The sequence below is a fragment of the Oceanispirochaeta sp. M1 genome (assembly GCF_003346715.1).
Lineage (GTDB): Bacteria > Spirochaetota > Spirochaetia > DSM-2461 > DSM-2461 > Oceanispirochaeta.
The window spans coordinates 1-21,359 of record NZ_QQPQ01000018.1 but is presented as its reverse complement, the minus strand read 5'-3'; the positions used below and the strand labels follow the sequence as shown (position 1 = coordinate 21,359).

The window sequence follows — 21,359 nt, the reverse complement described above, 5'->3', positions numbered from 1 at the left end:
TTAAGCATTTACTTCTTTACAGCCTGATCAAGATATTCCTGGAGCTTCGTTTTATCAATAAAATCAATGGGTCTTGATTCGGTAAATTCCTTTGCAGCTCTGGTAAACATGAAACTGGTTATCATAATCCCTCTGGAGGCCTTAAGTGTCTGAATCTCTTCGTTGAATTCTCTTACCTGGGGCTGATCGATATTATCTGTGATTCTGTAGAAATGGATCAGTATGGGCATCTTCTTTGTATTACGCCATTGACCGGTTGATTTTTCGGTTGCTATGACCTGACATCCCAGTTTCGTAAGAGACTGATCTGATATGGACAGATTCATCCCTTCCAGAATCTTTTTACACAAGTCGAGGAAGTTCTGGTTTGAAGATGTGAGAAAATCTTTCATGCTGTCATTTTCTCTGAGATCCTGGAACTGGCTCAGTTTTTCGGCAACATCCTTAAAAGACTGTTTTACAGCATAGATCTTTTCCCACTGTTCAATCGCTTTGTCAATATTTCTCTGTTTTTCATGACACATGGCCAGATAGTACCGGGCAAAGAGGGTGGAGTCGTCTGGCTTTTCATTTGTCAGTTTCACAGCCCGTTCCAGTTCTGTTGCCCCCTTATCATAATTATTAATGGCGATGTAGCAGATCCCTCTTTCTATAAGAGCCTTTACCTTAAACTCGCTGTCTTTCTGTGCCTGCTCAAAGGACTGAATGGCTGAGGTGTAATTCTGAGTCTCCTTGTGCATCCTCCCCAGAAAAAAGTGAGCCTTGTAATTATCCGGGCGAAGTTTAATAGCCTTAGCCAGAATAATTTTGGCATCGTTATATCTCTTTCCCTTATAAAGAAGGGTCCCGAGGTTGAAATGGGCCTCAGAATTTCTGGGGTCCATATCAATTGTTTTCTTATAATATTGTGCGGCCTGAGCACCTTTGTTCCGTTTCTCAAAGAGTTTTCCCGCATTGAAGTAAAAGTCAGGGTTATGGGGCTCCATCTTTATCAGAAGCAGATACTCTTTAAGAGCCTCTTCGGGAAAGTTGAACTGATCGTAGAGTCTGGCAATATTGGGACGGAATTCGTTTTCTTTGCAGTATCCCTTGAAATCGTTTATATTCCCGACGGTTTTCAATTCCATGAGTGCCAGTTCGGCCTTGCCATCCTGTTCAAGAGCCTTTGCCAGAAGATAATGAGCCTCGGAATTTCGAGGTTCCTTAGCAAGAATCTGTTTGGCCATGCGTACAGCCTGGGCATTTTTATTTTGTTTCACAAAATCGGCCAGAGTGGTAACCCTTTTGGGAGCCATCACGGATTTGACGACAAAAAATATTGCTACTGATAATCCTGTACCGAAAATTATAATTAGAATGATGATTATACTCATTAATTCTCCGAAAAAACCCGACCTTATCAGAAGCTGACTTCATTGTATGGTAAAGGAAAGGATTTTTTTGTATGTTAATAATCTAAACAGTTTCTACGGATCTGTCAAACCAATGAGGGCTGAGGGAAATTATGGTTAACAAAGCATTTCCTATACTTTTATTTCTTTTTGTTTCTTCATTTCTTCAGGCTGCTGACTTTTATCAGGCAGGTTTGAAGGATTACAGGGAAGGCCGAAAGGAACAGGCTGTTCTCAATCTGAAAAAAGCACTGGATGAAGATCCCGCCAATGACGGTGCCTGCCTGTATCTGGGAGTCTTATATCAAAATATGGGCAATATCATAAAGGCTGAAGATTACTATACCCAGGGCCGTTTTATGAATGGTCTCAACTATAAGGATCTGACTTTCAATCTGGCTAATCTATATTTAAATCAGAAAAGATATGAGGAGTCGGAGCCTTTATATGCCAAACTTATTCTCAGTCCGGGTGTTCATAGAACCAATTCACTCCTGAATCTGGCAAATATGTCGGTTCAGACTGCAAAATATGAGAGAGCCGTGGATCTTTACCTCGAATATCTGCTGGAAGATCCTGATACTCCCCAGCGAGCCAATATAGAACAGATGATTTCTCTGCTTCAGCAGACAGTAGATTCTGAAGAACAGCGGCGTCTGGCCGAAGAAGAGCGAATCAGGACAGCCGAAGAAGCGGCAGAACAGCAGGAGCTTGCAGAGCAGGAACGTCTTGCAGAAGAAGCCAGACAGAGAATGCTTGCTGAGCAGAAGAGACTGGAAGAGGAAGCCCGTCAGAAGGCACTGCTGGACAGCATATTAAATAGTCTTGAATCCTCGGGACAACAGACGAAGAACTTCACTGCAGACAGTGAAAAAGTAGAAGAGAATTTTGAAGAATCGGATCTTGATGATTGATTCCTTTAATTAGAACGTAGGAGATAAAATGTTTGATGACAGACGAAAGTTTTTCATAATCGGAGGAGCGATCCTCCTTATATTGCTGCTGGGCGGACTTGCCTTTTTTATTCTGAAATCACCAGGTGGAGAATCAACAACTGTTGTCGTAGAGGACAGCGGATCATCCTCAAAGCGTGAAAATATCATGACCCTTGCCAAGGAATATATGGAGCAGCACCAGTATCAGAGAGCATTGGATCTCCTGGACAGTCTGCTTATTGAAGATGCCTCGGATGATGAAGCCAGAGATCTCCGGGATTCAATTCTTCAGGATAAGAAAGATTACGAAGAAGAACTTCGTCAGCAGGATCTTCAGAAACTGGAAGACCAGAATCAGCAGCTCCGGGACAGTCTGGATCAGCTGGGGAATTCCCTGCAGAATCAGGACGGAGGCGGTTCGGACAGAACTGCCGAAATCCTTGCACGTGAACAGGAGTTGAGACTCCAGAGAGAGCAGGAAGAGGCCCGTCGTGCTGAAGAGCTGCGGAAACAGCAGGATCTTGAACGTAAGGTCGAGTCCCTGGTACAGCAGGGGGAGGCCGCACTTGATGATGGGGATTTCGACCATGCCATAGATATGGCCCGTCAGGCACTTCTCCTGGACCCCAGTTCAGCAAGAGCCTCAGGCCTGAAACGTAAGGCGGAACAGGCTAAAAAAGATGCCGAATCCGCTGCTGAAAGACAGGCTCGTGAAGAGAAGGAACAGGCTATCCAGACTCTCTATGAGGATGGAAGCGATGCTTTGAAACGCGGTTCCTGGGCTGAAGCGGAAGCCAAAGGGCTGGAAATAATTAAGATGGACAGCCAGGATGCAAGAGGATATACCCTTGCCGGTCAGGCAGAGTACAGAGCTAATCCCGATTCTGCCGCTGCCAGAAGCAAGGCGAAAGATCATCTGAAAAAAGCCATCCAGCGGGATCCTTCCCACTGGGAAAACCTGGTGACCCTGGGGGATATCGCCGCTAAAGACGGGGACCTGCAGGAAGGTATCGACTATTATAAAAAAGCAATAAGCCTGAATGGACGGGATGCTGATCTTTACTATGAAATGGGTAAGATGCAGTATCGTTCCAGACAATATTCAGAGGCTCTTACCTCTTTTAAGAAATGCGAAGCAATCGATCCTTCCATTGAAGGTAACTATTTTGCCATGGGACTGACTAATCTCAAACTGGGACGGGATGCTGATGCCCTCTCTGCCATGAAGCTGAGTATTAAATATCGTCCCGATCATGCAGCATCCTACTGGGAGGCTGGAAAACTGTCTCTTTCTCAGGGGATTACATCAGGTGCAATCAGTTATTTTAAAAAGGCAACTGAACTTAAATCCGGTGAAAGTAAGTATTTCAGAAGTCTTGCCGCCGCCTACTATGTAAACAGCGATTATGATTCAGCCATTTCCACATACGAAAAGGCTGCTGCACTGGAACCATCAGATGGAGATATATATCAGAATATTGCCCTTATCCATATGGTGAAGGGAGATCACTCCTCGGCTCTGACCTCTGCAGCCAAGGCTATCAGGATAGATCCTTCAAACAGCCGTTATATCTACACCATGGGTGAGATTTCTGAAGCCCTGGGAATGAACGATCAGGCCATCCTTTCTTACAAGCAGGCCATAGCAGCTGATTCCTCATATGTAAAACCCAGAATAAATTTGGGAGTTCTCTATGATCAGATGGAGGATTATTCTACTGCTCTGACATACCTCAAGGAAGCAGAGCGCCTGGACCCCGGATCCTCCCTTGTCTATAACAATATGGGAAATGTCTTTACTCATATGGAAGATCATGATGCCGCGGTAGATGCCTATCAGAAGGCTCTGAAACTGACTCCCCAGGATGCGGAGATACAGTTTAACCTGGCTAAGGCTTATCTGAATGATAAACAGAATGAAAAGGCCCTGGTCACCCTGAAACAGGTGATTAAGCTGGACTCGAAAAACTGGGATGCCTGGGACAAACTGGCCCATGTGCAGTTTACACTGGGGATGAAGGATGAGGCAGCTGAGACGGTTGAGGATCTGCTGAAGAGGAATCCCTCCTATGAAGGTAAGGATGCCCTGCAGGAGATGGGCCAGTAATTCAGTGGCATAGATCGGCATAGATTGACCGAGGCAATATGTTGATATCACATATGATATCAGAATCTCAGCCTTGTGGATGAGCATAAAAGTGATATCACATATGATATCAGAATCTCAGCCTTGTGGATGAGCATAAAAGTGATATCACATATGATATCGTCTGCGGTATTCCAAAGCTGAGAATCCCGTCCGCCTGGAAAAAACGGGGAAAGTAATATTCATCCTGGACGTTGCAGGATAGTGGGTAGGAGAAAAGATTGTTACAGCAGACGCTGATTCCCTGCTGCTGTCAGGGCATAATGCGTCGCCATTCTCCGGCACTTAATCCCTTCAGGCTCTTGAATCTGCGGGAAAATACGGCATAGTTAGTATAGCCGACTGAGGCTGCAATGGCCTGAACTGTAAAATCAGTTTCTTTCAGGAGTCGGCAAGCCTGTTTCATCCGATATTCTATCAGGTAATCCCGGAGGCTGATTCCTGCCTTCCGGGAGAATAGTCTGGAAAAATAGCTTCGATCCAGACCGATGTATTCAGCTATGATTCCGGCAGTAATATTATGCTGATAATTCTGATGTATGTATTCTCTGGCAGCTTCAACATAATCGGGTTTCTTTTTTTGAGTGTCCTCAGAAGATTGTGATGTCTGGAAGAGTGAGCCCGGAGTGCTCGCTTTATTTATCAATGTTGAAAGTATCTGTAAGAACTTCTCTTCACATCTTCCGGAGGATTCCCGGTCTCCATTTTTAAAGTGATTCATTATCTTTATCATTAGAGAAAGGGTTTCATCTGAAGGTGATGATCTGAATATCACAGGATGAGAACTTACCGGTAAAGAGAGAATCCGTTGTCTGGGACCAGCAGAGAATGCAAGCCACCGGTAGGTCCATGGCTTCTCTTTTGATGCCCTATAATAAATCTTTGAATGGGGTGGGAAAAGGAAACAGTTGCCTGCCTCAAGAGCTGTTGTACTGTTTGAAGAGTTTCCGACGACACCATTTCCTTTCTCTACATAGTGGATAAGAAAGTGATTACGTATCCCTCTGTAGCTATGTCCCGGTGAACACTCTTCTCTTCCTGTAAAATGGAGGGAAAAGAAAATTCCTTCAGGGTAGGGATTATAAATATCATTTGGGTGCATCATTCAAACAAAATGTCATGGTATGTCACAAAATACAATATTAAAATCTAATTCCTGCCCTATAATACAACAAATGATCATGCCTTGGAGTAGATATATATGAAAAATAAAAAACCAATTATGGGCTGGAGCAGCTGGAATCATTTCAGAACTGATATTTCTGAAGAGATGGTAAAAGGGCAGGCTGATGCTATGCTTGCTACAGGTCTTATGGATGCCGGATATTCATTTGTCAATATTGATGATGGTTACTTCGGAGGCCGAAAAGAAGATGGAATGCTTTTTGAAGATCTGGATAAATTTCCTTCAGGAATGAAATCTCTTGCCGACTATATTCATTCAAAAGGCCTTAAAGCCGGAATCTACAGTGAAGCCGGATGTAATACCTGTGCTTCCTATACAAAATTGGATAATTTTGATCCCAAGGGGAAGGGTGTCGGACTTTATGGCTTTGATAAGAAGGATATTAAGCTCTTTTTCAAGGACTGGGGTTATGATTTTCTCAAGGTTGACTGGTGCGGAGGATTGAGGCAGGGGCTGAATGCTCAAAAGCGGTATAGTGAAATATCAGCTCATGTCAGAGAAATAGCACCTGATGCCGTATTTAATGTCTGCCGATGGAAATTCCCCGGTGAATGGGTTGCAGATATAGCTGACAGCTGGCGGATCTCCGGAGATATTGAGCCGAAATTCGGCCCGGCCATTATACCTGGTACAATAATGAATATTGTTGAAAAGAATAGAAAACTTGCACCTTATGCCGGTCCCGGTCATTACAATGATATGGATATGCTTCAGGTGGGACGGGGAATGAGTGAAGATGAGGATAAGGCGCACTTTTCAATGTGGTGTATGATGTCCAGTCCTCTCCTTGCAGGAAATGACCTGAGAGATATGAGCCCACAGACTATTTCTATTCTGACCAACCCGGATCTTATTGCCATCAACCAGGATGCTCTGGGACAGCAGGCTGTAAGGGTTAAAAAACGCTTTGGAATCCAGATCTGGTATAAAGCTCTTGAAGGTGGAAGGACTGCTATTGCAGTACTGAATACTACGGGACGAATCCGCAAGCTGGAGATTGATCTCTCTATATGGTTTAACACAGAAACTGTGAGAGAGTGCTGGAGTGGGGAGACCTATGATGTGAACCAGCAGGGAGAGTTGAAACTCAACCCCCACGGTATTGCCGTTTTCCTTAATTAATTCCTGAAAATAAACATTGACAGTTTATGTAAAGATCTCTTAACATAAGAACGTAAAGAAATCTTTACATAGAGAATGCTCTAGTCAATAACAGTATTCAAAAAAGGAGTTAATTATGAAGAATCTTTCAAAAAGATCAATTTTTGCTCTTCTGGTTTTTCTGCTTGCAGGTAATTTCCTGTTTGCCACAGGTAGCCAGGAAGAAGTAAGCCCCGAACCCGCAGTTGTAGTGGAAGAAGTTCCCATGACCCATGATGAGCTTGTAGCCGCAGCAAAAGCTGAAGGCAAGGTCGTTGTCTACTCTGTATCAAGCCGTATTGCCAAGGCCGCTGAAGCTTTCACAGAAAAATACGGTATCGAAGTTGAAGCTTCCAATATGAAAGACTTTGAACTGGTTGAAAAAATATCCAAAGAGGGAAGTACAGGAGCTGCAGGTGCGGACTTTGTACTCTGCCAGGATGGCGGACGAATCATGGGCGAGCTTATGAACCTCGAGTATCTGTACAACTATGTACCCCCCACAATGGCCGATACCATTCCTGTAGAATTCCAGAGCCCTCTGGCTTTTGCTTTTATCAATAAGGTATTTATCTTTAATGACGAAATGTCTTCCGACTATCCCTTCACAAATATCTGGGCCCTTACCACCGAAGAGTGGAGAGGTCATTTTCAATTCAAAAACCCCTTCCAGGAAGGTGTTAATGCCAACTTCCTGACCATGGTTACAAAACCAGAAGTTGCGGATCAGATTGCTGCAGCCTATGAATCCTATTTCGGAAAGAAGATTGAACTGACTTCCCCCAACGCCGGTTACGAGTGGATCAAGATGATTCTTGAGAATGATCTTATTCTCACAACTTCCGACACAAAAACAGCCGAGAGCATCGGTATCAAGGGACAGAATAAGAAAAACAATGCAGGTCTCTTTGTATACTCCAAGTTCCGCTACAAAGAATCAAAGAATCTTGCACTTGAGCCAATCATGGAGGTTGAGCCTTTCTCAGGTTTCTACTATCCCATCTATGCTCTTATGAGCAACAATGCTGCAAGTCCTGCGGCTGCCAAACTCTTTATCGAGTTTCTGTTGACTCCAGAAGGATTTGCTCCCTGGAGCAGCAATCTGGGAACTTACTCCTCCAACCCCAATATTCCCCTTCAGCCCAAGGACCATCCTATGACAACATGGGTAGACATCCTTGTTGAAGAAGATCCTACCTACTGTTTTGAGAACAGAGCGGATGTTGAAGAATTTCTGAACGAGTATATTTACTGATAATTGTTTCAGCAGGGAGAAGTCTCTTTTTAGAGGGACTTCTCCTTTTTTTATCTAAATAAGGAAATGAATAGTGAATTATTTAAATAAGGCCAGATCCTTTCTGAAGAAACCTCATAATGTCATTCTGGTTTCACTGGCTTTTATACTGACATATCTGACGGTTATCCCGATGATCACCATCATTCTGGATACTTTTACGGTTCATCAGTCTGAACTGATGCGGGTCAAAGGGGCCAAGGTCGGTGATTTTACACTCTATCACTGGACCAAGGTACTTTTCTCTTCTGCCAGCAAGAAGATTTTCTATGAACCCTTTCTTAACACCATGTTTGTCTCCTTTGGTACATGCTTTATAGCTATCTTTCTGGGAGGTCTGGTCGCATGGCTTGTGACCAGGACAAACATAAAATACAAGGGGATTATTTCCACTCTGTTTATCTTTCCCTACATAATGCCTTCCTGGACTCTTGCCATGGCATGGCTCAACTTTTTTAAGAACTCCAGGGTCGGTGGATCTCCGGGGCTTTTTACTTCTATTACGGGGATTGAAACTGCCAACTGGTTTGCCTACGGGCCTTTTCCGATCATAGTGGTACTGGGGCTCCATTATGCTCCCTTTGCCTATATTCTGATTGGTGGAATCCTTCGGAATATGGATGCCAACCTTGAGGAAGCAGCCCTTATTCTAAAGGCAAGCAGAGCCAAGATCATGAGGAAAATCACAATCCCCATTGTACTGCCGGCCATGCTTTCCACTTTTTTACTTGTATTTTCAAGTGCAATGAGTGCCTTTGCTGTACCTGCTTTTCTGGGTACAACAGTCCGTTATCAGGTTCTTACCACTCAGATGTACAGAACATTGAACGGCCTTAATCCCGGGTACGGATATATTATGGCCCTGCTTATGATAGCCATCGGTATTCTTATTCTTGGTGTGAACCAGTGGATTATCGGTACCAGGAGATCATTTACAACCATTACAGGTAAGAGTTCTAATATCTCCCTTATTAACCTGAGGGGATTCAGATCCACGATCTCTGTGATTGTTCTGGGGATGATTCTTCTTGTCTGTATTGTTCCTCTTATCTCTTTTGCAGTTGAATCCTTCATCATGGAGCCGGGTAACTACTCATTCAGTAATTTTACTACACTGTTCTGGGTCGGTGCGGGTGATCCATCCATTGCTAACAGTGAGCCGGGAATTCTCAGAAATCCCTCTATTTACAAAGGGTTGTGGAACAGCATCAGGCTTTCTCTACTTGTGTCTCTGATTTCAGGTTCCGTGGGTATCCTTGCGGGATATGCTATTGTTAAAAAGAAAAATACAAAACTTTCATTAGCAGTTAATAATCTTGCATTTTTCCCTTACCTGATGCCCAGTATGGCATTTGGAGCCATCTACCTCTCTATGTTTGCCGTTAAAAGAGGTTTTATTCCTCCCATGTACGGAAGCTTTGCCCTTCTTGTGCTGGTGGGTTCTGTTAAGTATCTTCCCTTTGCCTCCAGAGCCAGTGTGGGAGCCATGCATCAGCTGAGTAATGAAATTGAGGAAGCCGGGATTATTCAGGGAATCCCCTGGAGAAAACGGATGATGAAGATTATCATTCCGATTCAGAAGTCCAGTTTTCTATCGGGCTATCTTCTTCCCTTTATCTCCTGTATGAGAGAATTGTCACTCTTTATTCTGCTGGTCACACCGGCTACCAAAATACTGACCACAATGCTCTTTCAATACAACGAGAAAGGCTGGAGCCAGTATGCCAATGCCATCAATCTGCTCATTGTTCTCTTTGTCGTTTTAAGTAACGTCATTGTGAACCGCATCACAGGTGCATCAATCGATAAAGGAATAGGGGGGCAGTAGAATGCCGGAAATTATACTAAAGAATATTACAAAAAGATTCGGGAAATCCATTGCTGTAGATAATCTGAATCTGGAAATAAAAGACAGAGAATTCGTAACACTGCTGGGTCCTTCAGGATGTGGTAAAACCACAACGTTGAGGATGATAGCCGGTCTGGAAACACCCACAGAAGGTGAGATCTATATCGATGGGAAATGTGTTTTCTCTTCAGAAAAAGCAATCGATATTTCACCTGATAAGAGAAACGTGGGGTTTCTGTTTCAAAACTATGCTCTCTGGCCTCATATGACCGTCTATAAGAATATCTCCTTCGGACTTGAAAATATGAAGTGGGATAAGAAGCGCATTGAAGATAGAGTTACAGAACTCCTGACAACATTGAGAATTGAAGAATTCAGAGACCGATATCCAGCGGAACTTTCCGGTGGACAGCAGCAGAGAGTCGCCATTGCCAGAACCCTGGCAACAGGTCCTAAGATTCTGTTTATGGATGAACCCCTGAGTAACCTGGATGCCAAGCTCAGAATGGAGATGAGAACAGAGCTGAAGAGGCTTCATGTTGATACAGATTCCACCTTTGTCTATGTGACCCATGACCAGCTGGAAGCCATGACTCTCTCAACAAAAATATGTCTTTTAAAGGAGGGACTGCTTCAGCAGTTTGATCCTCCCATGGATGTGTACCGCCGTCCCTCAAATTACTTTGTTGCCGATTTTGTCGGATCTCCCAATATCAATGCCCTTACAGTTAAGGGGAGTTCGGTCAATCTGGATGAGATTAAACTGAGCAGCGGGGAACTGGAATTCCTTTTTGTTCCTTCATCTTCGAGCATCAGTCTCGAAGAGGGACAGGAACTGCTGCTGGGGATACGTCCGGAAGATATTTCAATAAGCGATGACGGTGATGTGGAGGCTGCTATTTATTCAACTCTGCCTTCGGGAATGGAGACCATAGTTAAGCTTGAACTGGAAGGCATGATGCTGACCTGTGTCGTATTTGGATCGGTAGATTTTGAGATGGGTGAAAAAGTAAAGATCTCTTTCCACGGTGCACAAAATGTTCTCTTTGATAAAAAGAGTGAAAAAAATCTAGCCGTTGGTAAGTTGTTGTGATAAAGAGGAGGGTATGACTGAAAAGCAGAAGATACTTATAGTCGATGATGAAGATCATATCCTCCAGATGCTCCGTATGAATATGAAGAAACAGGGCTTTGATTCTTTCTGTGTTGAGTCTGGAGAAGAGGCCCTGTCCATCTGCGAAAGTGAAAAGCCTGATCTTATTCTGCTGGATGTCATGCTTCCCGGGATAGACGGTGTGGAAACATGCCGACGCCTGAAGAATCATCCTGACAGCCGGAGTATTCCGGTTATCATGCTCAGTGCCAGGAGCCAGGGGCAGGACAAAATAAACGGACTCATGGGGGGTGCTGATGATTATATCACCAAGCCTTTCAGTCTGGAGGAATTGTTTCTCCGTATCCGGGCGGCTCTCAGGCAGGTGGCCCTTCTCCGTGAGGAGAAGGCTGTAGAGTTTCGCTGCGGATCTCTCGTTCTGAATGCCGAGAGATATCAGGTCATATCAGATGATAGTAAAATTGATTTTACTTTGACTGAATTCAGAATCCTCCACCTTATGATGAAGAGTACTGATCGAACTGTTTCCAGAGAAATACTCTGCAGAGATATATTTGAAAAGGACCCCGGAGAGATCGGCAGGACCATGGATGTCCATTTTCGTAATATAAGAAAGAAATTGACAGATAATATGGTGAAAGATTGTGAGATCCTGACTCTCAGGGGAGAAGGGTTCCGGATGACAGGACCTGCATGAATGGAAAGAAACACCTCTATATTATATTGATTCTCCTTATAGTCCTTGCCCTGAGTGGTCTGTTTTTTTATCTCTATACAACCAATCTTTTTATCTCTTCTGTGAAGGCACGCGGCAGAGCTGATATCCGTCAGCTTGCTGTTCTTCTGGAAGATGATTCCGTGACTGCTCAGAGAACGGTGAAGCAGCAGGCAGCTCTGATGGATGCCCAGATTATCATTATCAATTCCGACTCTTATCTGATGGCTGATTCCCGTAAAAGTAATAGTGCCATCGCAGGAAAATATATTGATGCGGATATCTCTGAAGCAAAAAAGCATGGTCAAACACTGAGTTCAAGGCGTGATCATCGTGCCGGATTTTATATTATCACTGTAGCTGAGAAACTGACTGTTTCAAATCGAGAGATAGTAATTTCTGTGATCTACAGGATTAGGGAGACAGGGCAATTTTTCTGGGTACTTCTATTATTCCTTCTCATTTTGAGTGTCATTGTTGTGGTACTTGTCCTTGCCTATGCAAGACTTTCTGTACTTCAGTACAGGAAACCACTGAGTGAGTTTTTGAAGTTTACTCAATCATCGGGTGGCGGGATGAATAAAATCTCCGTTGAGTCGGAAACCCCGGAATTCCTTCTTCTGGCAGAGCAGTTCAACAATCTTGTGGATCGGTATAATCATCTGATAATTTCGGATAATAAAAAGAACAGCCGCATCAATACAATGCTGGCACATCTTAAAACCGGTATGCTTATGGTTGATGCTGAAAATTCCATCATCATGGTCAATCATGCCGCCGAGATGATACTGAGTCTGAACAAAGTCCATCTTTTTAAGATCCGGGATAAAGAGCAGGATCGAAACCAGACACTTGAAGTTATATTGAAAGAGTGTCTTGATGTAAATCAGACATATGAATCTACGTCGTTATCTGTTAAGACACCCGAAGATATACTCCTGGAAGTAAGTATTGATGCGGTGTTCAGTAAGTATGAACCAAATGAGCACAGCGGTTCTCTGGTGATACTTCAGGATGTGACCGAGATTCGAAGGCTGGAGAGGCTGAAAGATGATTTTGTGTCCAATGTATCTCATGAGCTTAAAACTCCTCTAACCATAATAATCGGTTTTGTGGAGACTCTTAAATCCTGGGGAAATCTTGATTCCGAGGACAGGAACACAGCGCTGAACATTATCGACATCGAATCTCAGAGATTGAAAAAACTGATCAATGAGCTTCTATTACTTTCACAGATAAACGGGGAGATGGGGGAGATCCGTAAGAAGTTATTTGATCCTGCAGACATCCTGGGAGAGCTTGTTCAATCTCTGGAACCCAGAGCTTTGGAGAAAAGTATTCATACGGAGCTTGATGTATCAGATGCTCTGGAACCCTTTTATTCTGTTCCCGGCTGGTTTCGGCAAATTATTATGAATCTCTATGATAATGCTCTCAAGTATTCATCTCAGAATTCAAAGGTGGTTATCAGTCTTTATGATATGGAATCAGGCAATGATCCTAAATATCTGGTTATTGAAGTCCGTGATACAGGAATGGGAATCCCTCCGGGGGATCTTGAAAAGATCTTTGAACGATTCTACCGGGGTGAAAAGAGAAAAAATAGAAATATCAGCGGCAGTGGATTAGGTCTGACTATCGCACAACATATGGCTGAGGAGCTCAAAGGCTTTATTGAGGTCGAAAGTGAAAAAGGAAAGGGCAGCTGTTTTCGTGTTATCCTGCCTCGACTGAAGGAGAACTGAAAAGTGGAATATAAGGGACATCTTTTATCAAAGAAAATAATTAAATCCTGTGATATCAGAGGGATAATAGACAAAGATCTGAACAGCATGGATTCTTATTTTATAGGCAGATCTTTTGCATCTTTTTTAACAGAACATGGACAAAAGAAATGTGTGGTAGGAAGGGATGGAAGACTCTCCTCTGAAGATTTTTCAAAGCAGCTTATTAAAGGGCTTCTTGATTCGGGAATTGATGTTACGGATATCGGTCTCGTTCCAGTTGGAACTGTATATTTCTCATTATCTTATCTGGATATTACCGCATCCGTGATGGTAACAGCCAGTCATAATCCTGCTGAATACAATGGATTCAAGTTTATCAGTAATAAGCTGCCCTTCCATGGTGATGATCTTACACGTTTGGAGCATATCTGTCGGGAGGGTGCTTTTACAGGAGGAAAAGGCCGGGTACAGGAAAAAGATATCAAGGCTGCCTATATTGACTATGTCCATTCATTTCTTAAGAAAGATAAGCCTTCAGATCTGAAGATCGTATGGGATCCGGGGAATGGAGCAGTCGCCTCTGTTATTAAGAAATTCACAGAAAATCTTCCGGGTGAGCATATTTTAATCTGTGCTGAAATAGATGGGAATTTCCCCAACCATCATCCTGATCCCTGTGTGGAGAAGAATGTGAGGATGCTGAAAGAGACAATTCTTAAACATGAAGCTGACTTGGGAATCTCATTTGATGGAGATGGAGACCGCCTGGCTGTTGTTGATGCAGAAGGACAACTTTACTATGGAGATCAGCTTCTTGTTCTCCTCGCTAAGGAGATTCTTGAGGATCATCCCTCTGCCGTAATTATGAGCGAAGTAAAGGCAAGCCGTTTCTTTATTGATGAAGTTGAAAGTATGGGAGGTAAGCCGCTTCTTTGGAAAGTGGGTCATACTAACCAGAAAGAAAAGATGCTGGAGATGGGTATCCATCTGGCAGGTGAAACCAGCGGTCACTTCTATTATAAAGAGAATGGTAATTTTGATGATGCCCTCTTTACAGCAGTGAAGGTTTTGCAGGTTTTTTATTCAAAACCGGATTCCCTGCTGAACATGAAAAAACGGATACCCTTATTCCATGACAGCGGTGAGATCCGTGTAAAGCTGCATGATAAGAATCCTGATTTGTTCCTTGATGGCGTTAAAAGATATTTAGATAATGCCGGGGATGAGTACTCTGATGTAGATGGAATCCGAAGAGAATCCAATCATGGATTCTGGATAATCCGGAAATCTAACACTGAGCCTCATCTTACTGTCCGCTGTGAAGATAAGTTCCAGGAAGGTTACAACGAGAGCCTTACTCTGATAAAAGAGCTCCTGCACGCCTCCGGTTTGAAGTCAGGCGCCCTTTCTTAGTCATTCTCAATTGTCTTTACCGGGGAAGCAGATATATACAATTGAATCAATAATCCGGGTGTTGTAGATTTTTAATCTATCACATGCCGGTGAGTGGGTGGCTTCTCCAGATTTGATATTAAAACGTCCCTGATGTGCGGGGCACTCAATGCTCTCTCCGATGACCATGCCTTTGCTGAGCAGGGCTCCAGCATGGGTGCATCTTGCATCACTGGCAAAAAAATTACCCCCGATCCTGTAAACCGCATATTCCTTACTTTCGTATTTAAAGGGGAGTACCCCGTTTGATTTGAGTTCTTCCGCTTTAATGGAAGAGACCCAGAATCCTTCTGCATCCTCAAATATTCTTATTTCCCTTTCTCCACTGTTTTCATCAGTTTTTGAGCTCTTCAGCTGGGGAAGAACAGGTGTCACATGATAATCTGATTCTTTCTGCTGTTTTATGATTGTAGGTATCAGTTCTTTATAGGCTGCCCACACACTCTTATATGGCCTGGGCAGCTGGTCTTTGACCTCATTGTTCAGCTTAGAGAGGGCATGGAAGGGGACACCCGGATATATATGGTGCTCTATATGATATTCCATATTCCAGTAGAAGAAGGAAAGGATCGGGTTTACTTTGACATTTCTGGTACAGAGACGATGATCATAGACATTTTCTTCCAGTCCAACATGCTGAGTATGGTTGAGCATTGTCGGTATAAAGGCCCCGTAAAACCTGGCAAACAGCGTAAACACCAAAGGTAGAAAGGTCTGGAAATATATAGAGGAAAATATGATGGCAGCATAACCGAGAACCCATAATCTGGAGCTCCAGATCATCTTTTTCCAATCAGATTCGGGAACAAGATTCTCTGTGTATGAGTCAATTATTCCAAGGGCATGTTTGATAATGGGTATGGGTTTTATAATCCCTATACCGAAGAACTGACCAAGGATAACAGATATCTTTATGGGCCTTGGATTGGGTACCTCAGGATCAACATCGGGGAAATAGGTATAGGTATGATGCTGGGCATGTCCCCATCTGTCAAAAATCGGCTCTGCACCGTGAGCAAAGGCTGTTATCCAATGGACCGATTCATTCAGGGCATTGGATTTGAAGGGAGTTCTATGATGGGTTTCATGCATGACATGATTAAGAAAACAATAGACTGTCCCATAAGCAAAAAATGAGGGATACATCCAATACGTTCCTATAAGTCTAAAAGATAGATATCCCAAAGCTATAAGAACCGTAAGATGCAGGGATATCCGGATCAGCCCTTTTGAATTACTTCTCTCCATAAATTTCAGAAGGGTTTCTCTCTCTATGTCGCAGCTGTACCACTTTTCGAACTTATTCTCCATACTTCCTCCGTTTATCATCTCTGATTAAAATTATAAGGCAATATCATGGGGATCTACTATGTAATAATTGGGAATACTTATTTCAAAAATGGGAATAGTTCTGAAGTTTTATATGAATGGCCAATATATCATTATTCAATTATAGCTACCGACAATGATTACAATGAGAGTCAAACCAGCCTTCCATCTACAGAATATCCCCAAAAAACTCACTTTTTATCCATATGACATCAATTTCATCCTTTTGGTCGATAGAGAATTCTCAGGTCCGGCTTTAGTATATTTCGATTAGAGAATAACAGGAGTTCACTATGAGTCGAAAATACAATTCCGGAATATTAGTATGAAACTGAAGTATCAATTTCTTTTACCTGTTTTGCTAACTATTGTTTTGATTATGTCTGCCCTTTCTATCATCACATTTGTGGCAACAAAGAGTGAGATAACAGATATTGTTGGAAACAGCCTGGAACAAATAACAGACTCATTACATAGATCTACAAATGAGTTTGCCATTGAATCAATAAATAGTATTAAAGTTTTGACTCTGAATGACCAGTTCAAAGAGATACTCAAGACCAATAATGAAGAAACCAGGAATGATACAAATCAGACTCTTCTTGCCAGCATTGATTTAATGCCGCAGTTTGAGATACTGGCTTTGACAGATACAAATGGGGCCATTATAGCCTCAAATGACCCAACCCAGGTCGGATCCCTCAATGTGGCTGACCGTGCCTATTTCAGGGCATCCATAAATGGAGAGTATTTTTCTTCGGAAATCATTAATAGCAAAATTTCTAATCAGCCGGTGTTTGTTGTCTCAACACCTATTCGGGTAGATGGTGTTATCCAGGGAGTATTATTCGGATCACTTAAAATGAATGAATTTATTTCAACTCATATCACACCCATAGTCATTGGCCGTGAGGGTTATGCTTATTTGATGGATGAGACAGGCCTGCTGATTGCCCACCCCCAAAAAGAAAAAGTATTGAAGGAAAATTTATCCAGGTACGATTTTGGATTAAAGATTCTTGATAAGAAAAATGGGACTTTTTCTTATGTCTACGAAAATGTGATGAAAACCGTAAACTTCAGAACAATTGAATCTAAAGGATGGATTGTCGCTGTTACGGCAAATGAGAAGGATATTTATTCCGGTGTCATTAAGATAGCTAAAATATCAATTATTGCTACAATGCTTAGTATCCTGCTTTTGACAGTGGTGATTTTTCTGATCGTCCAATCTATTGTGAATCCCATTAATAAGGTCGCTGCATTTGCACATCTGATTTCAGAAGGAGATTTGACCAGTTCTCTTGATACCAAATTGATACTGCGGAAGGATGAGATAGGGGGACTATTTTCTTCTTTAGACAAAATGAAAGGGCAATTTACCAAGATTGTTAATGAAATTATGAACGCAGTAGATAATGTTGCCTCAGGAAGCCAGCAGCTCAGTTCTACCGCCCAGCAAATGTCTGCAGGAGCCGCAGAACAGGCGGCCTCTGCAGAAGAAGTGTCGGCCACAATGGAGCAAATCAGTTCGACCCTGAGACAAACCACAAGCAATACCATTGAAACAAGTGAACTTTCAAAAAAGGCGGCCGCCGATTCAGGTTCCGGTGGAGAGGCTGTAGATAAAACAATAGAAGCAATGAATATGATCTCCGATAAAATTTATATAATTGATGAGATCGCCCGAAATACCAATTTACTGGCACTCAATGCTGCTCTCGAAGCTGCACGAGCCGGAAATGAAGGGAAGGGCTTTGCTGTAGTTGCTAAAGAAGTTCGCAAGTTGGCAGAGCAGAGCCGGAGTGCTGCAAAGGAGATAATTGAACTGAGCAAGACCAGTGTGAAGGTCGCAGAAACAGCGGGTAGTCTCTTGAGCAAAATACTGCCGGATATTCAAAAGACTGCCGTTCTTATACAAGAAATCAGTTACTCCAGCAATGAACAAAACACTGGTGTTGAACAAGCCAGTACAGCCATAAGGCAACTCGATGAAGTCATTCAGCAGAATGCATCCTCATCAGAAGAAATGGCTGCCATGTCTGAAGAACTCTCCAGCCAGGCTGATCAGTTAAGGTCATCCATGGGGTTCTTCAAGATAAATAATGACACCATCTCCATGAGCTTAAACAAGGAACTCCTTATTTCTTAAAACTGGATGTTTATTGACCAGGCGATTGAAGATTTAAATGGAATACAAAATAGCTGCAATAACAGACAATGTTGCAGTCTTAGCCCTTCGTAAAAAATAGGGGTGTGATTACTCCTCTGAAGGGTTAGGCACAATCATATAGACTGTATCCATAAACCTTCAGAGAAGTTGTATTCCTAATTTAAGGCTTCATCCAAGATACGGAAAATTTCTTTTTCCCCTTCGGTTTTATTTGAAATTACGGTTAGGGTTAGATTCTCTTTTAAGATATATTTGGATTTAAATCCTATGCCTACATCGCAGCCTTCCATCAAGAGAGATGTGCCAGAATCGGAACTGGGAAGATAATAGCCGAAACTGTAATCACATTTTTCGCTGATTTTAACCTGCGATTGAAGATACCCTTTCAAGGTTTCCTTTGAAAGGATTTTTCCTGAGAGAAAAGCTTTCCAAAACCGATGAATATCATCAGATGTTGAGTACATTCCCCCATCTCCTCCACCACGTATAGGCAGGTGGTATATATTGCTAACAAGCTGACCTTCAACACTGGTATAGCCCAGAGCAGTATTTGCAGGAAGGTCATTAAAAGAATAGAACCCGGAATTTTTCATTCCAGATGGTTCCAGAACATATTTTGTCATGAAATCCCTATAGAGCATTCCTGAAATCCGTTCAATTATTATTCCCAGAAGAACATAGCCTCCATTGGAGTAGGAGAAACGTTTTCCCGGATTAAATTTTGGGGATTTACCAGTGAAGAGAGGCCAATAATCGCTGGGGTTTTCTAAATAACACCAGGGGATTTCTACACGATAGTTATCAAAATCCTCAACAGTTTCTTCATCATAATAGTCATACATGCCTGATGTATGTTCCAGCAGGTTTTTAATCGTAGCCCCTGGATCAATAAAGGAGTATTTCTGTCCCAATAAATCAAGCATTGTTGACTCAAGAGTTAGTTTCTTATGATCCATTAAAACACCAATGGCTACGGAGGTGAAAGACTTCGTCCCAGATGCCAAACCAAAGGCTGTATCTGTTGAATTCATCACTTGATTAGACTTTTCCCGAAAACCGTAACTCTGATGAATAAGAGTTTCATCATCTTTCCTCAGGGAGACCACTCCCCAGAAATCCTGTTTTTGAGCTGCTGATTCTATTTTCTTAATTAATTTGTTCATTCAAGTATCCTTTGTATATTAAGGCTACTCGCGGCTATTTAAAGGTCACCCTTTCTTTTCAGCCCGATTGAATAGATTTTCGATAGTTTATTTTATCATATTTGATTGGTCAATAGAATGAATAATATTCGCTGCATGAATCAAAATAATACAGCATTATGCCTATGGAAATGAAGATCCTTGTTTCAATGTGATCAATAGCGAGGAAAATCATTTTAGTAATAGGCTCCAGTCCAGATTACATAAAAATCTTTTAAGCTCTGGATGAAGCGGCTGGTAATCTTCATCTCCATATTTCACCCATTTAAAGCACTTTGTTCGTCAGAAAGTTTAACATTGAAAACAGAAGAGTATGAAAGTATTCCTTTTACTCCCTAATACACTGCTTAACATCCTTCCCGAAAACCGCTTCTGATAACGGCCTTCTGTCTATTTGGTTCAAGATTAAAAAGGCACACTACAAAATAAACAGCATATAAATTCTTTCCTCTGAAGATCATATCTTATAGAAAAGAGGATCAAATACTCGCTATCCAATTTTTGCTGATTTATACTTTAGGTTTAATACTAAGGGGAATTTTATGCTCTTAAAAAAAGGAATTAGTTTTTGGGGTGTTTTTAGTATTGCCTCCGGTGCAATGATCAGCTCAGGAATATTTATTTTACCAGGACTCGCTTTTTCAAAAGCAGGACCAGCCGTATTTATTTCATATTTTATTGCTGGTTTTCTAGGACTGATAGGGATATTAAGTGTTATTGAATTATCTACAGCTATGCCGAAAGCCGGTGGTGATTATTATTTTATCAATAAGACATTTGGACCTATGTTTGGTACAATCTCCGGATTTTTAGGTTGGTTAGCATTATCTCTGAAAAGTTCATTTGCAATCTTTGGTTTATCAGAAATTATTTATTTATATACAGGAATCTCTCCGATAATTTCTGGTCTTATATTATGCATATTTTTTGTTGTTATAAATATTAGAGGAGTAAAAGAAGCTGCCATTTTTCAAACAGTAATGGTAATTGGTTTATTCTCTCTAATGTCTGTTTATATAATCATTGGCTTACCCAATGTAAAAATATCGCATTTTACTCCTCTTCTCACAGTTGAAATCAATGAAATATTGATCACGGCTGGTTTTATTTTTATATCATTTGGAGGATTATTGAAGGTAGCCAATGTTTCGGAAGAAGTAATAAACCCAAAAAGAAACATCCCTCTTGGCATGATATCCTCTGTAATTGTTGTTACAATTTTTTATACATTAATTACTTTCGTAATTACCGGAACGTTAGAACCTGACATATTTATGGGCTCTTTGACACCTGTTGCTGATTCTGCAAAAATTATCATGGGGAATCCTGGGTATGTAATTATAATAATAGCCTCCATGCTGGCTTTCTTTACAACTGCGAATGCGGGAATAATGTCTGCGTCTCGATATCCAGTGGCTCTCAGTCGAGATCAGTTATTACCTCGTCAGCTTGGATCTGTAAATATGAAATACAAAACACCAACAATTGCGACAATTATTACGGGGGCAATTATATATCTTTCTTTATTACTACCACTGGAGATGCTTGTAAAATCAGCTTCAACAGTAATATTAACATCCACAGCTGTCCAAGATAAAATTGCTTCATAAAAACAGCCCCATTTGACCATCTGAAAAAAACATTGATTCTGCCATTGGTTTTGGCTTATTCAACCATAGCCAGATATCTTTTTTCATGAACAATAG

The 21,359-nt window shown here is 41.9% G+C and carries 15 protein-coding genes; 11 read left to right on the top strand and 4 right to left on the bottom strand.

What is annotated here, in order from left to right; all coding sequences use genetic code 11:
* Window positions 1–8: 8 nt before the first annotated feature.
* On the bottom strand, window positions 9–1,373 hold the full coding sequence (locus tag DV872_RS13945) for a tetratricopeptide repeat protein (RefSeq protein ID WP_114630563.1): 1,365 nt from the start codon (window positions 1,371–1,373) through the stop codon (window positions 9–11).
* A 131-nt stretch (window positions 1,374–1,504) separates the two neighbouring features.
* Between DV872_RS13945 and DV872_RS13940 the strand changes: the two genes are divergently transcribed.
* The gene (locus tag DV872_RS13940; RefSeq protein ID WP_114630562.1) at window positions 1,505–2,305 is read left to right on the top strand and encodes a tetratricopeptide repeat protein; all 801 of its coding nucleotides are present in this window, start codon (window positions 1,505–1,507) and stop codon (window positions 2,303–2,305) included.
* Between the two features lie 28 nt (window positions 2,306–2,333).
* Window positions 2,334–4,433 carry a tetratricopeptide repeat protein gene (locus DV872_RS13935; RefSeq protein WP_114630561.1) on the top strand — a complete coding sequence of 700 codons (2,100 nt, stop codon included), beginning with the start codon at window positions 2,334–2,336 and terminating at the stop codon, window positions 4,431–4,433.
* Between the two features lie 292 nt (window positions 4,434–4,725).
* Here DV872_RS13935 and DV872_RS13930 read toward each other — a convergent pair whose 3' ends face one another.
* On the bottom strand, window positions 4,726–5,577 hold the full coding sequence (locus DV872_RS13930) for an AraC family transcriptional regulator (protein WP_114630560.1): 852 nt from the start codon (window positions 5,575–5,577) through the stop codon (window positions 4,726–4,728).
* A gap of 96 nt (window positions 5,578–5,673) precedes the next feature.
* Between DV872_RS13930 and DV872_RS13925 the strand changes: the two genes are divergently transcribed.
* The 7 genes from DV872_RS13925 (at window position 5,674) to DV872_RS13895 (ending at window position 14,910) form a co-directional block, all read left to right on the top strand.
* On the top strand, window positions 5,674–6,780 hold the full coding sequence (locus DV872_RS13925; RefSeq protein ID WP_114630559.1) for a glycoside hydrolase family 27 protein: 1,107 nt from the start codon (window positions 5,674–5,676) through the stop codon (window positions 6,778–6,780).
* 115 nt (window positions 6,781–6,895) lie between these two features.
* Window positions 6,896–8,053, top strand: coding sequence for an extracellular solute-binding protein (locus DV872_RS13920; RefSeq protein ID WP_114630558.1), 1,158 nt, complete (start codon window positions 6,896–6,898; stop codon window positions 8,051–8,053).
* A 73-nt stretch (window positions 8,054–8,126) separates the two neighbouring features.
* Window positions 8,127–9,920, top strand: coding sequence for an iron ABC transporter permease (locus DV872_RS13915; RefSeq protein ID WP_114630557.1), 1,794 nt, complete (start codon window positions 8,127–8,129; stop codon window positions 9,918–9,920).
* Window position 9,921: 1 nt separating this feature from the next.
* Window positions 9,922–11,034, top strand: a complete 1,113-nt coding sequence (locus tag DV872_RS13910) for an ABC transporter ATP-binding protein (protein ID WP_114630556.1) — start codon at window positions 9,922–9,924, stop codon at window positions 11,032–11,034.
* A 13-nt stretch (window positions 11,035–11,047) separates the two neighbouring features.
* Window positions 11,048–11,752, top strand: coding sequence for a response regulator transcription factor (locus DV872_RS13905; protein ID WP_114630555.1), 705 nt, complete (start codon window positions 11,048–11,050; stop codon window positions 11,750–11,752).
* Window positions 11,749–13,515 carry a HAMP domain-containing sensor histidine kinase gene (locus DV872_RS13900; RefSeq protein WP_114630554.1) on the top strand — a complete coding sequence of 589 codons (1,767 nt, stop codon included), beginning with the start codon at window positions 11,749–11,751 and terminating at the stop codon, window positions 13,513–13,515. Before DV872_RS13905 ends, DV872_RS13900 begins: the two co-directional genes overlap by 4 nt.
* 3 nt (window positions 13,516–13,518) lie before the next feature.
* Entirely contained in the window at window positions 13,519–14,910 is a 1,392-nt protein-coding gene (locus DV872_RS13895; RefSeq protein WP_114630553.1) for a phosphomannomutase/phosphoglucomutase, read from the top strand.
* Between the two features lie 6 nt (window positions 14,911–14,916).
* Here DV872_RS13895 and DV872_RS13890 read toward each other — a convergent pair whose 3' ends face one another.
* Window positions 14,917–16,260 carry a fatty acid desaturase gene (locus DV872_RS13890; protein WP_158546976.1) on the bottom strand — a complete coding sequence of 448 codons (1,344 nt, stop codon included), beginning with the start codon at window positions 16,258–16,260 and terminating at the stop codon, window positions 14,917–14,919.
* Between the two features lie 343 nt (window positions 16,261–16,603).
* Between DV872_RS13890 and DV872_RS13885 the strand changes: the two genes are divergently transcribed.
* Complete coding sequence (locus tag DV872_RS13885) at window positions 16,604–18,430, top strand: methyl-accepting chemotaxis protein (protein WP_114630551.1); 1,827 nt, start codon at window positions 16,604–16,606, stop codon at window positions 18,428–18,430.
* A gap of 176 nt (window positions 18,431–18,606) precedes the next feature.
* Here DV872_RS13885 and DV872_RS13880 read toward each other — a convergent pair whose 3' ends face one another.
* Window positions 18,607–19,614 carry a serine hydrolase gene (locus tag DV872_RS13880; protein ID WP_114630550.1) on the bottom strand — a complete coding sequence of 336 codons (1,008 nt, stop codon included), beginning with the start codon at window positions 19,612–19,614 and terminating at the stop codon, window positions 18,607–18,609.
* Window positions 19,615–20,195: 581 nt separating this feature from the next.
* Here DV872_RS13880 and DV872_RS13875 point away from each other — a divergent pair.
* A complete protein-coding gene (locus DV872_RS13875) occupies window positions 20,196–21,263 on the top strand; it encodes an APC family permease (protein ID WP_114630549.1) in 1,068 nt (355 codons plus the stop codon).
* Window positions 21,264–21,359: the final 96 nt, after the last annotated feature.

Coding starts and splice junctions, on each gene's coding strand:
- DV872_RS13945 (WP_114630563.1), bottom strand. CDS start 1,373: ATGAGTATAATCATCATTCTAATTATAATTTTCGGTACAGGATTATCA.
- DV872_RS13940 (WP_114630562.1), top strand. CDS start 1,505: ATGGTTAACAAAGCATTTCCTATACTTTTATTTCTTTTTGTTTCTTCA.
- DV872_RS13935 (WP_114630561.1), top strand. CDS start 2,334: ATGTTTGATGACAGACGAAAGTTTTTCATAATCGGAGGAGCGATCCTC.
- DV872_RS13930 (WP_114630560.1), bottom strand. CDS start 5,577: ATGATGCACCCAAATGATATTTATAATCCCTACCCTGAAGGAATTTTC.
- DV872_RS13925 (WP_114630559.1), top strand. CDS start 5,674: ATGAAAAATAAAAAACCAATTATGGGCTGGAGCAGCTGGAATCATTTC.
- DV872_RS13920 (WP_114630558.1), top strand. CDS start 6,896: ATGAAGAATCTTTCAAAAAGATCAATTTTTGCTCTTCTGGTTTTTCTG.
- DV872_RS13910 (WP_114630556.1), top strand. CDS start 9,922: ATGCCGGAAATTATACTAAAGAATATTACAAAAAGATTCGGGAAATCC.
- DV872_RS13905 (WP_114630555.1), top strand. CDS start 11,048: ATGACTGAAAAGCAGAAGATACTTATAGTCGATGATGAAGATCATATC.
- DV872_RS13900 (WP_114630554.1), top strand. CDS start 11,749: ATGAATGGAAAGAAACACCTCTATATTATATTGATTCTCCTTATAGTC.
- DV872_RS13890 (WP_158546976.1), bottom strand. CDS start 16,260: ATGGAGAATAAGTTCGAAAAGTGGTACAGCTGCGACATAGAGAGAGAA.
- DV872_RS13885 (WP_114630551.1), top strand. CDS start 16,604: ATGAAACTGAAGTATCAATTTCTTTTACCTGTTTTGCTAACTATTGTT.
- DV872_RS13880 (WP_114630550.1), bottom strand. CDS start 19,614: ATGAACAAATTAATTAAGAAAATAGAATCAGCAGCTCAAAAACAGGAT.
- DV872_RS13875 (WP_114630549.1), top strand. CDS start 20,196: ATGCTCTTAAAAAAAGGAATTAGTTTTTGGGGTGTTTTTAGTATTGCC.